Here is a 16,592-nt window from a genome sequence, read left to right as displayed (position 1 = left end):
ATTAAAACCTATTTCTAAAACTCTTCTACTTTTATTAATAGTTTTCATTATTGGTTGTTCGAGTAGAGACCAAAGTAACAGTAGTTCCAACAACTACAGCTTGTATATTATGAATAAGAATTTGGGAAATACCATTGTAACAACTAATTCTATAGATTCGGGAACAATAAATATTCTGAAAGATGGTATCGACTTACCAACACAATATTTTGATCGAAGCATCATCGTACATAATGGCTTTTTCTATCATATAAAAAGTGGAAAATTCATAAAATTCGAAATGCAGGAAAATGCATTAACAGAAATAGCTGCGATTCCGATGTCCAATCAACATATAGAAAATATGAATTGGCAAGGAAAAGATACGTTATTACTTTTTACGCTTGACAATAAAACATATAGTAAACTGCATTACTATAAAATAGATGTAAAGAAGTTCGAGATCCTACAAAAAGAAGAAATACATTTACCAGTTGCTCCAAGTAAATTTCCGATAGTTTCAATAGGATTCAGCACATTACATCAGAATAATCTCATACTGGGATATACATACAATAAAGTAATCAACGAAACAGATTTTACGACTATTGACACCATGTATTTTGCAACATTAGACCCACAAACGCTAAAGATAAAAAGCATACAAAAAGATAACCGATCCACCTACCCAGGAGGAGTCAATACAGTACAGTCTTACAGTTTTCATGATGAGAGAGGAAATTTCTATTTTATGAGTTGCCCAGGAATTGCTTTAGGAAACAATCTCAGTAAACCTACCGCAATATTTAGAATACCAAATAATACAACAACAGTAGATTCAAGCTATTTCTTTAATCTTACCGCTACAAATCAAAATCATGCCTATGGCATGTGGTACTTAGGGAATAATGAAGCAATCATTCGTAGTGAAAGAAAAGACCTTTATAACGATTTCAGCGATCATCATTCAACTTATCAATTTGAATATTATGTTGTAGATTTATTAAAACAAACAGCAACAAAGCTAACCCTACCCTACGATAAAGGAACTCGCAAAGAATCTGTTCTTGTGGAGAATGGTAAGGCATATATTACCATTGACGATAAAGATGATAATCATCAAGTTTGGATATACAATATTCAAACTAAAAAGATAAGTACCGGACTAAAATTAGACAAAGAGACAGATTTCATTGTCCGTATAGACAAACTAAATTAGTTTTTATAACTGAAAATAATTCGCTCCGAATATCTTACCACTTGTCATTTGAATATTGTTAAATAAATCAATTTAAAATCAACTTGATTTTAAATTGAAACCTCTTCGACCAAGAAATATTGTCTCCATACAACAGTATTAAACCTTTCTCTTCTTCTTGCTAACTCCATAATTCGCTATCTATCTTTTTATGCAGCTAATCAATGATGATATTTCAATTTGACATTATCTTCATAAATCTATTCCAAAAATGAATAGCCTAAAAACTAAATAAATTTAGATGTATAAATTTTATTAGCCTAAAAATTAAGCAAATAGCACATTTTACAATCTTTTTCTCACTCTGACCTTCGGTATATTTAGAGTTACGCAACATCTCTATGTATAATTAATCTAAATAAAGGGATGTCGAATTTAAAAATAATATGGTTAAGTCTATATGTAATCATATCGTTTACTGCTTATGCACAACAGAGAGGAGAAATAAAAGGAAGAATAAGTACCACCTCAAATACACCTATTGAGGGTGCAACTATTACAATTCTTGAAACAAATCAAGTGACCCAAGCTGATAAAAGCGGTTTATTTTCAATAAAAAATATCGCTTTTGCCAACTATACTATACGAGTATCTGCTGTTGGATTCAAAGCCAAGGATAGAACTTTTCTTATTAACCAGGAAAACACAGAAGTGCTATCTATAAAATTGGCTTCACAACAGACAACAATGGATGAAGTCGAGATCGTTGCAAGATCCGAAGCAAAAGAAATACAAAAACAACCATTTAATGTTACAGCAATCGATGCGAAGAAATTGTACAATACAACAATGGATATTGGTCAGGCATTAAATCGTGTTTCGGGTGTTAGACTGCGAGAGTCGGGTGGTGTAGGATCAAACATGAATTTTAGCTTAAATGGTTTTTCGGGCAATCAGGTTAAATTATTCGTTGATGGAATTCCCATGGATAATTTCGGATCGTCCTTTCAGTTAAACAACATACCGATCAATTTTGCAGAACGAGTTGAAGTCTACAAAGGAGTCGTTCCCGTATGGCTAGGCGGCGATGCATTAGGTGGCGCAGTCAACATTGTAACCAAAAACCAGCCGGGAAAATATTTAGATGCTTCATATTCATATGGCTCATTTAACACCCACAAAACTTCAGTTAATGCCGGATACATTGCTAACAACGGTTTTACAATGATGCTTTCTGCTTTTCAAAATTATTCGGACAACAATTACTTGGTAAATGTAAGATCATACAATTTTGACACTGGAAAATTTTACCCCGCCGAAAGAAGAAAACGTTTCCACGATGCATACAGAAATGAAACATTAGTATATAATATGGGCGTTTCTAATAAAAAATACGCTGATCAGCTCCTTTTTGGTATTACCCTCGGCCAGAATAAGAAAGAAATCCAAACGGGTAATCATATGGAAGATGTATATGGAGGTCGAGAAAGCCAAGGAAACATTGTACAGCCGACTTTTAAATACATCAAGAGAAATTTATTGACAGCAGGTTTAGATGTAACGATAAACGCTCGATACAATTTCGGTACAGAAAGAAGTTTGGATACCGTCCCAAGAAGATTCACTTGGACAGGAGAAAGTATACCTAAAAATCCAAAAGATCCAAATGCTCCAGGAGGAGAAAATGACTTAACAGATTACCGCTACAAAAACAACAATGGTAATCTTACGGCCAATATCTCTTATGCAATTAACAAGAATAATAGCATTATGATCAATCATTTGTTGACAACATTTGACAGAAAAGGAAAAGATCATTACTATCCAGATTTAGAAGTTAATAAGCTCCCACGCAAAACAATAAAAAACATTACAGGAATCGGATATAGAACCTCCATACGTGATCGTTGGGATGCTAATATTTTTCTAAAAAACTACAATCAAAATGGAAAATACTTCAATGAACTTGAGAAGGAAACTTATGAGAATGTGGAAATATCACTCAATAAAATTGGATATGGCTTAGCAACTTCCTATTTCCTGAATCCAGACATTCAACTAAAAGCTTCCTATGAGAAAGCATACCGACTTCCCGATAATACCGAATTATTTGGTGATGCCATCAATATTAGTGGTAATCCTGGTCTAAGACCCGAGAGTAGTGATAATATCAACTTAGGTTTATCATATGCTTTAAAATTACAAAAAAACCAACAAATTATCATAGATGCCAATTACATATTCCGCAATGCTAAAGATTTTATACGCCAGTATGTAGGACCATTAAGCAGCAATAATAAAAGAGAACTTAAAAGTGCTAATCTAAGAAGTGTACGAAACAATAGTGTTGATATCAACTTAAAATATTATTTCAAGAACCTGTTTTCAGTCGGAGGAAATATGACTTACCAAAACCTGATCAACACAACTAAAGTTGAACCTTCGCAAATTATACAAAGTAGTATCTACAAAGATAGAATGCCAAATATGCCCTATTTATATGGTAATGCTGACGCGGCTTACTATTTTCACAACGTCGGTAAACAGAATAATACTTTAACGGTAGGATATAATCTTCAATATATACATGAGTTCTTTTTAGATTGGCCAAGTTTAGCGACCCCATCTCAAAGATATAGAATCCCAACACAAGTATCACATGATGTAAACATCATCTATTCTTTAGCATCTGGAAAATATAATATCGCTTTAGAATGTAATAATCTAACCGATGCAACACGTTTCGACAATTTCGAAATGCAAAAGCCAAGTAGATCTTTCAATATTAAGTTCAGATACTTTATACGTACAAAATAACAATCACAATTCAATAAATAAATACAATGAAAAAGTTAAACACTTTAAAAATGCTGACCCTAGCATGTGGCGTTTTAGCCATCACTGCATGTTCAAAAGACAATCCTTCTGATGGAGGAAGTGATACCGGAAATTCCGGAAAAAGAGAAAAATTTGTTTTTATCGTAAATGGACAAGGTAGTGGAGAAGCTGGAACTTCAGGTAATTATATCCTGTCAACAGATAATGTAAGCGATGGAACACTCAGTATTGTAGGTAACGGTATGCCAGCGACAGAACAATCCTTTATCAATCAGAACAACTATATCTTTGGACTAACATATGGTGGTCAAGGACCGATAACCCCTTACAACATTGACAGTAAAGGTGAGTTCCAGAGACTTAAAGATGAACAAGTAAATGCTGAGACATCAGGTATTTATGGACATTTTGGAGACAAAAATATTATATTAGGTACCACAAATAGAAGTATTGTTAATCCAGTGGCAACCCTAAGAAATTACGATGCTCAAAATTTCTCTATAGCAAATAAAAACACTGTTGATCTATCCAAAGTTTTAGGCGGAAAAAGAATGGCCATCTGGACTGGCGTGTTTCAAGTAGGAAATAAAATATATGTTCCTTTTCAATCTGGAGACGGATCAAACAACTGGGGCGGTAATTTCACAACCACCGACACTACTTATATCGGTATCTTCTCTTATCCTGAGCTAAAATTCGAAAAAACAATTAGAGATGGACGTGGTTCACATATTGGAAATTGGTGGGCACAACAAGGTCTTGCTGTAGACAACAAAGGTGATGCATACGTTTGGTTTTCAGCAAATGAAGCATCTTTAGCTTCTAAAAACAAATCAGGATTTCTTCGAATTAAGAAAGGAACTGATGAATTTGATAAAGACTATTATTTTGATATTGAATCATTAGGAAATGGCAAAATTGCAAGAGGAAGTTATCTTAAAGATGATAAATTCTTAATGACAGTTTATAATAAAGGCGAACAAGCTGAAGGTGTAGGAGGTGGATTAGTAAAATTATACATCGTCGATATTCAGACAAAAAAGATGACTGAAATCAAAGAAATTCCTGCCCATGAACAACAAGGATATAAGGACGTCGTATTTGTTGAAAAAGATGGCAGTAAAGCTTACTATGCATGTCAGAGTTTAGAAGACAAACAATATTATACCTATACAATTGACATCAATAATGCAACAGCCAAAAGAGGTTTAAAATTTGTCGGTGTATCTGGTGTTTCGTCCATGAGTAAAATCAATTACTAAAAATAAAAATCCATTTATTCTGTCAAAGAAATACTTTGACAGAATAAATTTTATCACTTTATAAATAGCGCTTTAAATTATTATGCTCAGCAAAATTAATGCATGGCTACATCTTTGGTTAGGACTAGCGGCAGGCATACCTGTTGTTATCCTAAGTATAACCGGCTGTGTACTTGTCTTCGAACATGACATCAAAGAATTCACTACAAATTATATTCGCGTAGAAGCACAAAGATCAGAAGATCAGCTTCCTCCATCTGCAATCTACAAAGCTGTAAAGACAGCCATTCCAGACAAAGAAATAGCTAGTTCCTGGTATTATGGTTTAGATAAATCAGTTAAAGTAAGTTTAGACCACTCCGATAGTTTAGTCTATGTCAATCCTTATACAGCTGAGATCCTAGCTGTTGTTAATCATGAAGATTTCTTTCATTTCATGGATGAGGGGCACCGTCATCTATGGATGCCGAACAAGATCGGCCGTCAAGTAGTCGGCTGGAGTACTTTTATATTCTTTTCACTACTAATCACTGGTCTTATTTTATGGTGGCCAAAAAAATGGAACAAAAGATCTCGTGAGCAGAGTTTTACCATCAAATGGAAAGCGCGGTTCAAACGAGTAAATTATGACCTGCACAATGTATTAGGATTTTACGGACTAACCATAGCCTTAGTTATGTGCCTTACAGGGTTAATCATGAGCTTCCCGTGGATGCGCAAATCAGTAGTTTGGCTCAGCGGAGGATACCCGAATAAACCTAAAGTAGAACAAGTTGAAAAAGAAATACCTGATGATCAGCCCTTGAATGATGCATTGATTGTTGCTGATCAAATCTGGTATAAAGTGCGCCATGAATATGCTCGCCATAACAAAGAAGCCGTTATCGTCCACTACCCTGAAGCCGAGGATAAATCCGTATATGCATGTACAGATATGGAAAACGGTATATGGCGTGACTTAAATTTTGATCGTAATACGCTAGAATTAACAGGCAGAAAACAAGGTCCCATTGATGATGCCAATACCACAGAATGGCTAATGCGCGCAAATTATGCCTTACATACAGGATTCATTGGGGGAATGGCTACTAAAATAATATATTTTTTAGCATCACTTATTTGCGCAACATTACCGATTACTGGTTTCTATATCTGGTGGGGGAAAAAGAAAAAAAAAGTAAAAAAATCAAAATCTATTCATCCAATAACATCTTAATCTTGCAGACATGTTTCATCATTGCAACTACTTACTTAGTTTATTTCTAGTTTTTACTTTATTTGTTGCCAGTGCTCAAAATTCTGCTAAAATCATGGGCCGTGTCCTAGATGAACAGAACGAACCTGTACCCCATGCACAAGTAACTTTACATCGCGTTCATGATGGAACTGTCGCAAAAATTATTACTGCCGATAGCATAGGGAATTTTATTTTCCCTAATGCACCATATGGAAATTACTATGTGCATATAAAAAATATGACACACGAAGATTTTAAAACATCTCAATTCATATTAAGCGAGCACGTGAATGCATATGATTTTGGGAAAATTGTATTGCTTCAAAACAATGCTTATCTGAGTGAGGTTGTCATCAATAAACGCAAGCAATTTATAGAACAACATCAAGATAAAACCATTTTCAACATAGAAAACTCTGCATTAGCAGATGGTAACAGTGGATTAGAACTTTTGACCAAAATTCCAGGTATAAGTCTAGATGATAATGGAACCTTCAGTTTAAAAGGAAAATCTGGTGCTTCTATCATGATTAACGGAAAACTTACCTACCTCTCCGCAGATCAGCTAGCCAATTTGTTAAGAAGTACATCCTCAAACGATATAACAAAAATTGAAGTTATGACTAATCCTAATGCCAAGCAAGATGCGGCAGGAACATCAGGGATAATCAATATCGTATTAAAAAAAGGATTGAAGCAAGGGTTGAACGGAGCTGTTTCCGGAAATATGGGAGCAGGTCGCGGATTACACCTAGGCGGTAGTTTAGACCTAAATTACAGAACGGAAAAAATAAATATCTTCGGAAATTACAATCAATACTTTCAAAATTTAGAGTATTACAATTCATTAACACGCTACTTTTATAAAGATACGCAAGCAGAACCAGAAACCTACTCCCAACAGGAAAACAAAATTCAACCGAAACTGCGTTCAAATAATTTCAGAGTTGGTATGGATTTTTATTTAAGTTCAAAACAGACTTTGGGATTTCTAGTAAATGGAGGCTTTGGTAAATATCCAAAATATGAACCAACCACCAATTATTTTAGAAACTATGCGACAAAAGATCTCATCTGGTCGGCTTCAACCATAACCGAAGGAAAAGAAAGATGGGAAGACATGTTATATAACATCAATTATAACCTGAAGTTCAACGAAAATGGACATGAACTAAAAGTGGATTTTGATATGATTGACCATTATTCCAAAATGGATCAAACACTAAATACTAAATACAGTAATGAAAATCAAAATAATATACGCCCCTTATCATCACGCACTGGCGATATTCCCTCAGACAGTAAGGTTTATGTTGCAAAAATTGATTATACACTCCCTTTTAATGAAACTTTTAAGCTAGAAACTGGTTGGAAAGCAAGTCATATCCGGACAGAAAACGATTTGCGGTATGATACATTGCTAAATGAGAGTTATGTTCCAGATCTATCGACAAGTAATCACTTCATTTATAAAGAAACGATACAAGCAGGTTATGTGAATCTATCAAAAACTTGGAGCAAATTTTCAACACAAGTAGGATTACGAGCAGAGCACACATCTACCGATGGTAATCAAATAACTTTAAATGAACAGTTCTCTAAAGATTATTTAAAGTTTTTCCCATCAGCATTTTTATCTTATAGCATCAATAACAATCATAAAGTACAACTAAGCTATAGCTATCGCATCGAGCGTCCATCCTTCTGGAGTCTAAACCCATTCCGCGTCTATACAGACCCCTTCTCCTATTCAGAAGGAAATTCAAAACTAGATCCTGCTTACGAGCACGCTTATGAAGCTAACTATACACTAGCTAACAAATATATATTTACGTTAAATTATGCAGACAGATCTAATGTCGTAAATGATATCATAGGATTAGATCCTACAAACAAACAAATCACTTTTGAAAGACCCGAAAATATCGGTTCATTCAAAAATTTTGGCGTATCATTCATGGCTCCTACACAATTATTTTCCTGGTGGACAGCTACACATTTTGCAAACTATTACAGAAACGAATATGAGATTCCACAAGAAAATGAACTAATCAAAAGATCAGGCAATACGTTATCATTAAATACACAAAATACTTTCAAACTACCCAAAGATTGGTCTGTAGAGATTGGAGGAAATTATAACTCTGGTCTGACCATTGGTTTAACGAATATCAAAAGTTACGGACTTATTTACAGTGGAATACAAAAGAGCATTTTAAGTAAAAAAGCAACGATTAAGCTGGTCGTTAACGACATATTTCATACCAATAACCGTCGATATGAAACAGTATCCAATGCAGTGAGATTAATAGGAAAATCAAATCCAGATAGCAGAACAGCAATTTTATCATTCAATTACCGATTTGGAGGTTCAGATAACAGAGCAAAAGAACGCTCAACAGGTTCGGAAGATATCAAAAATAGATTATAAAAATCAACACGATGCAAAGGTGATATTCCACACCAGTATAAATAGAAAACAGCTATCAAAAGAAATTGATAGCTGTTTTCTATTTATACTTATTCGAGCGTTGTAAATACGAACAACTTTGAAAACTTCAGAACATATATCCTTACTAATTAATCTCTTTACGAAGAAGCACATTTTAGCAAGAAACCTGCCCTGCATATTAATAAACAATAAAACATGAATTTCCTAAATCATCATATGACATTCATATCAAAAACACCATAAATAGAACTATCTCAAAATTGTTATCTTTGTAAAAAAATCAAATATGTCTGTTAAGATTGGCGAAAATATAGATTTAGGAGACTTTCCATTATTGCTAGCTCCAATGGAGGATGTAAGTGATCCGCCATTCCGTTTTGTTTGTAAGCAAAATGGGGTAGATATGATGTATACGGAATTTATCTCTTCAGAAGGATTAATTCGAGACGCAGCAAAATCACGTAAAAAGTTAGATATCTTCGAGTATGAAAGACCAATAGGTATACAAATCTTCGGTTCCGAAATCGAACACATGAGACAGTCATCCGAAATCTGCACATTAGCAAATCCAGATCTAATCGATATTAATTACGGTTGTCCAGTTAAAAACGTTGCTTGCCGTGGAGCAGGTGCTAGTTTATTGCAAGATATCGATCGTATGGTCGCAATGACAAAAGCAGTCGTGGAAGGAACACATCTACCAGTTACTGTGAAGACCCGCCTTGGCTGGGACGATGACACCAAAAATGTTTATGAAGTGGCAGAACGTTTACAGGATATCGGTATTAAAGCTTTATCAATACATGGACGTACACGATCACAAATGTATAAAGGGCAAGCAGATTGGTCTATGATTCGTGATATTAAGCGTAATCCACGCATTAAAATTCCAATTTTTGGAAACGGCGATGTAGATTCTTTAGAAAAAGCAATTGCATGGCGCCAGGAATATGAAGTTGATGGTATTATGATTGGTCGCGCCTCAATTGGATATCCTTGGATATTTAGAGAAATAAAACACTTTTTCAACACAGGAGAACGTTTAGCCGGTCCAACAATTGCTGAACGTGTAGATGTGTGCAGAACACATTTGGTTAAATCAATTGAATGGAAAGGACCTAAAACAGGTATTTTCGAAATGCGTCGTCATTATTCAAACTACTTTAAAGGTATACCAGACTTTAAAGAATACAGAATGCGATTAGTCAGTCTTCAGACATTCGAAGAGATCCAAGAAGTGTTAGACGAAATACAACATAACTTTGCAGAAGAAGCTATTTATTAAAAATAGCTTCTTCTAACTTTTAGACTTCAACATCTTCATTACCGTTTTCCTCTCGACAAAAACGGTTCCCAATAAGTAAGCAATCAACATCATATTGCCAATCCAAAAATTCCGGTCAAATACTATGTAATGGATATAAACGATCATAGTACCAACCAACATATAAGCCCCAATTTTAAAGATCTTATAAGGAATTGGATAATTCTTTTGTCCCCAAAAATAGGATAAAAATACCATTACACCATAAGTTATGGTCGTCACATAAATTGCACCGACATAGCTGTAGCGCGGAATCAGGATATAACACAATATAATTGTAATTAAAGCCCCAATACCTGAAATATAGAGACCGTATCGTGTTTGATCAGAAAGTTTATACCACACAGAAAGGTTCATATATATCCCAAGCATCACATAGTTGAATAAAATAACAGGAATAATAAATAGACCCGACCAATATTCTGCACTCTCTGAAGCAGATCCTCCTTGAATAAAATACTTAAGCCATTCAATATTGACAGACAATCCGATCATGACAACCATCATAGCAATCACAAAATATTCCATGATCATTGCATAAACCTTTTTCGAATTATCATTTTTGGCATAGGAGAAGAAAAAAGGTTCGGCTCCTAAACGAAATGCCTGCACGAAAATGCTTAAGAAAACAGCAATCTTTGCAATAGCACCATATATACCAACATCTCGGTCAGCAATACTTTTCGGTAATAATTCAGGCATTAAAATCTTATCTAGGTTTTCGTTTATGATAAATGAAATATTAGCGATCAAAATAGGAAAGCTATATCGAAACATATCACCTAACAACACCCGATCAATTTTAAAATTAAATGTTCTAATCTCGGGCAACAGCATCAACAATGTCACTGCACTCGCTACAAAATTAGAAATAAACACATAACCCAACCATGAGTTTATATACCAGCTAGAAAAATATGGTTCAGTATCCGGAAAATCTTGAAGTAAATAAGGTATGAAGACAATGAATGTCAAGTTTAAAATAACAAATGTGATGATATTGACTAACTTCAATACGCCGTAGCGCAATGGCCGACCATTAGCACGAACTTTGGCAAAAGGAACAACAGCAAGTGCATCAACGACTAAAGTAAGTCCAACAAAGTAAATATAGCTTTTATATTGACCTACAGAGTCAATATTTTCTTTTGCAAACCAATGCGCAATGTCATTAGAAAAAATAAGAAGAGTTAATAGAAAAATTAAAGAAGTAAAAATGGTGACAACAAAGCTATTATTGAATACTTTAGATTTATCCTTCTCCTCAACTTTCTGTAAATATCTAAAATAGGTTGTTTCCATCCCAAAAGCTAGGAATGCATTGATCATAGCTGCCCAAGAATACATATTCGTAAATATTCCATAGGTGGAAGCTTCAAATTTACGAACGAAAATGGGCGTTAAAACAAAATTCAGTAATCTAGAGATGATAGTACTGAGACCGTAGATCAAGGTTTGACCAGCAAATTTCTTAAAAACAGACAAGATATTAAGATTTATTTAGACGATTTTTTTAGCACTTCAAAATTCTTAAAATCTTCCCAGACGCCCTCTTCACAAATCACTTCTTCCACTACTGCGCGCTCAGGTCCCTCTTCACAGAATTCTTTTAAACAATCTAGAGCAAAATCATCACCCTCTGCCTCAATATAAACAGAACCATCCGCTAAATTTCTAACAAACCCTTTAATACCCAATTGGTCGGCAACTGCTTTGGTAGATAACCTAAAATAAACCCCCTGTACTTTTCCTTTGATAGAAATATTAACATGTTTCATATCAACAAAAGTACAGAAGATTTTGAGTATTTTACTATGCTAATCTTTGCACCGTAACTTTATCAGATAATCTAAAATGTTCCATATTTTTTAATAGAACAAGACCTGGTTTTTTACCAACTTCAATTGAACCAAATTTATCATCGATATTTAAAGCCTGTGCCCCATTAATAGTAGCCCACTGGATAGATTGCTGAAAATCTAAATTATCAAAATGTTTATGTAACACTTTTAATTCATCTAAAATTGAAAGCTTATCATTGGATGCTAAACTATCTGTACCGATTACAATTTTTTGATTATCGTTTACAAAGTTCATTACTTTTGGCAATTGACCTTCAATATAAAGATTCGCCTTCGGACATAAACACCATACGATATCACGGCCCATTCGGTCCACAAAATCAAGGTCTTTCAATGACGTATACGTATTGTGAACCAAGATCAACTTATTAGGATGAGGTAAATATGGTAAATATGACTGAATTGAATTTCTAGCCTGAGCTTTAAACAAATCAGGATTTTTCCCTATTACTTTAAAGAAATCGATAAATCCTCCCGTTTTATAACGAAACAATCTATTTTCTTCATCACTCTCTTGATTATGAATACTGATAATATTAACATCAGAAACTGCTTTTTTAAATTTCTTCAGAAGTATTTTCGAACAAGAATAAGGAGCATGTGGTGTAATTGAAGAATGTGCTGGATCAAATTCATGAATCAAATCCTTAGCCTCCTGCAATCGACCATCAGCTTCATCCGGCTCTACTCCGAAGACTTCAACAAAAGTGTGGTAAAGAATCTTACTAGACTCCTTAATGTTAGATGTGTTATCAGAATTCACGTGATCTCCAACTGCCACAATACCATTATTGTACATTTCTTCATCAGCAGCAGCCATCGCTTTATCAATCACTTTTAAAGAAGTGCCACGACTTGTCATAACCGAAGAAAGAAAAGCTGGTAATCCAGTTTTTTGCGGAATCGTACCCTTCATATGGGACAATTCTAAGTGACAATGCGCATTAATAAATCCAGGAACAATAACTCCTTCAAATTTTTCAATATGCTGGCCGCTCAATTCTACGTCTTTACTTTCATAAATCCCAAGGATTTCACCATCATCATTAACTTTTACCACTCCATCTTTAATAGGTAAAGATGTAATTGGTAAGATATAGGTAGCGCTAAAATATTTCATTATTATAAAAACTTTAATAGTTACTTAGCATTCAGGTCAACGCAAAGGAACTGTGGTTATTAACGTTAAAATTCGTGCCAAAATTTAGTAAAAAAAATATTACCATTAAAAAAAACAAATTTACACAATTAGTTTAATTATTTAATCGTGATAAAAATCAAAGACTTTTAGATAAATTAACTTATAAGAATGTAACATAAATTTAAACCTTAATAAAAACTCCCTTGTTGCTAAAAATAATTAACATGAGCTAAAAGTTTGAATTTTAGCATATTTTTTGAAGGTAGGGAATAAGTTTAAATTCAGCCAATATATTATCTAAAAACCACAATTTTATTCATTTTTGTAGCGATTCAATGACGTTATGTCAGTGAAGCATCAATAAATCATGGAATTATAAATGGACATCCTTTTAGTTATTAAAAAAAGAAACCGGATCAATACAGCTACTTTAAAATCCGAAAGAAGCTAAAGATAAAGCAACACAACATTCATCATAATACAATCCTATAAACGAAAATCTATTCCACTTATTTTTACGAGCAAAACAAATTGATATTCCAAAACTCAATTCCTCAACATCCATTTTTACATTATATTTTTAGTACAGATTTTATTTAATACCTTCGCATTATCAATAAGGGGTGCCTTGTTCTACGAACACGAATAAAGGCTGAGATTATACCCAACAATACATTTATGTGTTGTGCACCTGATCCAGATAATGCTGGCGGAGGGAAAAGGTTAGTTAAATAAGTGAAAAACTGTTGTAACCCCTAGCAATAGTTTGTTTAACTCAAAATTCAATTAAAAAACATGATTAAAAATTTAATCAGCACAGTGCTATTTCTAGGAATAACATTATCCGTATCAGCTCAAAACGCTTTATCCATCAAAGTCTTAGACAATGAAACAAAAAAATCGTTACAGGGCGCAAGTATCGTTCTGACAAAAAATCAGAGTAAGAATTTAACAACTGATCGAAATGGCACTTCAAAGTTTTCAGGATTACCTGATGGACAATACGCCATAACAATCTCTTACATAGGCTATAGTACAGAAAAGAAGCAGATTGATCTGGTACAAAATACTGATCTTGAAATCTTTCTAAAACCACGTGCTATAAAAACAGAAGAAGTCCTGGTCATGGCAACACGTGCCAAAAACAACTCTTCTACAACCTATAAAAATATTAGCAAACAAGATATCGCTAAAAACAATTTCGGACAAGATATTCCATACCTACTAGATCAAACACCATCTGTCGTCATAGGATCGGACGCAGGAGCAGGTATAGGATATACAAATATGAAAATAAGAGGATCTGATAATGCCCGCATAAATGTAACATTGAATGGAATTCCGTTGAATGACGCGGAAAGTATGGGCTCATTCTTCGTCAATCTTCCCGATTTTGCATCCTCTACCGAGAGTATCCAGATTCAAAGAGGAATTGGAACTTCTACAAACGGGGCGGGATCATTCGGGGCATCACTAAACATACAATCCAATACACTCGAAAAAGAGCCGTACGTAGAATTCAACAACTCTTTCGGCTCTTATAATTCTTGGAAAAATACTTTGAAAGTAGGTTCAGGACTACTAAATAATAAATTTGCCTTTAATGTTCGTCTCTCACGTATCTTGAGCGATGGCTATATCGACCGAGCATCTTCCGATTTAAAGTCTTTTTATGTAGATGGAGGTTATTATAGTGACAAACATATTTTAAAGGCCATTGTATTCTCTGGCAAGGAAAAAACATATCAATCTTGGTACGGAACACCAGAGCCAAGATTAAACAATGATGTAGCGGGGATGAAAGATTATGCCGTCAATGATGGCTATACACAGCTAGAAACAGAAAATCTATTAAATTCTGGTCGCACTTACAACAAATACCTATATAAAAACCAAACAGACAACTACACGCAAACACATCACCAGTTACATTACACCAATTTTATCAATGAAAAACTAATTTTTAATGCGGCACTACATTACACCAGAGGTGCAGGCTATTACGAAGAATTCCGACCTGAAGACGACTTTTCAAAATACAATTTACCACCAGTCATTTCAGGAACCGATACCATCAAACAAACCGATTTGGTAAGGAGAAGATGGTTAGATAATTACTTCTATGGGACTACCTTTTCCTTCAACTATAATCCTTCACAGACAATAAAATTGACATGGGGTGGAGCTGCAAATCAATATAAGGGAGATCATTACGGTGAAATAATCTGGGCAAAATATGCTTCCGCCAGCAACTTAGGGGATAAATACTATCTCAATGATGCTAAAAAAGATGACATCAGTACATTTCTGAAAGCAGACTTTACATTCGAAAAATGGTTATTATTTGCGGATATACAGTATCGTAATATTAATTACCAAGTAAAAGGTGATGACGATAAAATCAAAGGAATGGATTTTAAAAGAAAATTCAATTTTGTAAATCCAAAATTAGGAATTACTTACCTCATCAATGAAAATTCAAATTTATACGCCTCATATGCCTATGCTAGTAAAGAACCTGTCAGAAATGACTTTGTTGATCTAAAAGGAAACAATCCCAAACCAGAGAAAATGCAAGATATCGAAGCTGGCTACCGCTTCAATAATGAAACATTTAACATCGGTACGAACTTTTATGGTATGTTCTATAAAGATCAACTTATTCCGACCGGAGCACTTAATAATGTAGGTTCTCCATTGAGAATGAATATCCCAAATAGCTATAGAATAGGCTTAGAAGTAGATGCCGCATGGAAAATTTCAGCGTACTTTGGTTGGAAAGCAACAGCGGGACTAAGTCAGAACAAAATCAAAAATTACACGGATGAAACGAGTGGAGAATTCATTAAAAAAACAGATATTGCACTTTCTCCGGCAACTATTTTATCAAGCGAGTTCACTTATCGCCCTCTTCGTTCAGTAGAAATTGCACTATTATCAAAATATATTTCAAGACAATATCTGGACAATAGTTCAGCCAAAGTAAGAAGTATAGACCCTTCATTTGTAAACAATATTAGAGCTATTTATAATTTCTCCATATTAGGTTTGAAAAATATAGACCTTGGACTTACTGTCAACAATATCCTAAATGAAAAATATCAAACCAACGGATATACTTGGGGTTATATGGACGGTACATCTCGAAAATATTTTAATTTTTACTATCCACAGGCTACAACAAATTTTATGTTAAGCCTAAACGTAAAATTCTAATAAAACAACTTGCGCCTTCAACATTATTTTAAGGCGCAAGTTGTTTTACAGCATTTTCAAGATCCATGACGTCAACAATACTT

The 16,592-nt window shown here is 34.2% G+C and carries 10 protein-coding genes; 7 read left to right on the top strand and 3 right to left on the bottom strand.

Features of this window, described 5'->3' with window-relative positions; all coding sequences use genetic code 11:
* Positions 1-109 precede the first annotated feature (109 nt).
* The 6 genes from WH188_RS24495 (at position 110) to dusB (ending at position 10,251) form a co-directional block, all read left to right on the top strand.
* Entirely contained in the window at positions 110-1,198 is a 1,089-nt protein-coding gene (locus WH188_RS24495; RefSeq protein ID WP_339424792.1) for a DUF4374 domain-containing protein, read from the top strand.
* A gap of 405 nt (positions 1,199-1,603) precedes the next feature.
* Positions 1,604-3,994 carry a TonB-dependent receptor gene (locus tag WH188_RS24490; RefSeq protein WP_168127906.1) on the top strand — a complete coding sequence of 797 codons (2,391 nt, stop codon included), beginning with the start codon at positions 1,604-1,606 and terminating at the stop codon, positions 3,992-3,994.
* A gap of 26 nt (positions 3,995-4,020) precedes the next feature.
* Complete coding sequence (locus WH188_RS24485; RefSeq protein ID WP_132771573.1) at positions 4,021-5,277, top strand: DUF4374 domain-containing protein; 1,257 nt, start codon at positions 4,021-4,023, stop codon at positions 5,275-5,277.
* Between the two features lie 82 nt (positions 5,278-5,359).
* Positions 5,360-6,493 carry a PepSY-associated TM helix domain-containing protein gene (locus WH188_RS24480; RefSeq protein ID WP_132771574.1) on the top strand — a complete coding sequence of 378 codons (1,134 nt, stop codon included), beginning with the start codon at positions 5,360-5,362 and terminating at the stop codon, positions 6,491-6,493.
* 10 nt (positions 6,494-6,503) lie between these two features.
* Positions 6,504-8,945, top strand: a complete 2,442-nt coding sequence (locus WH188_RS24475; RefSeq protein ID WP_339424791.1) for an outer membrane beta-barrel family protein — start codon at positions 6,504-6,506, stop codon at positions 8,943-8,945.
* 307 nt (positions 8,946-9,252) lie between these two features.
* A complete protein-coding gene (gene dusB / locus WH188_RS24470) occupies positions 9,253-10,251 on the top strand; it encodes a tRNA dihydrouridine synthase DusB (RefSeq protein WP_339424790.1) in 999 nt (332 codons plus the stop codon).
* Between the two features lie 12 nt (positions 10,252-10,263).
* Here the strand turns inward: dusB and WH188_RS24465 are convergent, their stop codons facing one another.
* Genes WH188_RS24465 through WH188_RS24455 form a run of 3 tightly spaced genes read right to left on the bottom strand, consistent with a single transcriptional unit; the run spans position 10,264 to position 13,272 of the window.
* A complete protein-coding gene (locus WH188_RS24465) occupies positions 10,264-11,775 on the bottom strand; it encodes an oligosaccharide flippase family protein (RefSeq protein ID WP_339424789.1) in 1,512 nt (503 codons plus the stop codon).
* Positions 11,776-11,786: 11 nt separating this feature from the next.
* Positions 11,787-12,068, bottom strand: a complete 282-nt coding sequence (locus WH188_RS24460; protein WP_021192356.1) for an acylphosphatase — start codon at positions 12,066-12,068, stop codon at positions 11,787-11,789.
* Positions 12,069-12,102: 34 nt separating this feature from the next.
* Positions 12,103-13,272, bottom strand: a complete 1,170-nt coding sequence (locus WH188_RS24455; RefSeq protein WP_206368607.1) for an amidohydrolase family protein — start codon at positions 13,270-13,272, stop codon at positions 12,103-12,105.
* Positions 13,273-14,088: 816 nt separating this feature from the next.
* Here WH188_RS24455 and WH188_RS24450 point away from each other — a divergent pair.
* Positions 14,089-16,509, top strand: coding sequence for a TonB-dependent receptor (locus WH188_RS24450; RefSeq protein ID WP_132771579.1), 2,421 nt, complete (start codon positions 14,089-14,091; stop codon positions 16,507-16,509).
* The last annotated feature ends 83 nt before the right edge of the window (positions 16,510-16,592 follow it).

Source organism: Sphingobacterium sp. MYb388 (assembly GCF_037479535.1).
In the GTDB taxonomy this organism is placed as follows: domain Bacteria; phylum Bacteroidota; class Bacteroidia; order Sphingobacteriales; family Sphingobacteriaceae; genus Sphingobacterium; species Sphingobacterium anhuiense.
The sequence above is the reverse complement of the archived record's forward strand: the minus strand, read 5'-3'. Positions and strand labels throughout refer to the sequence as shown.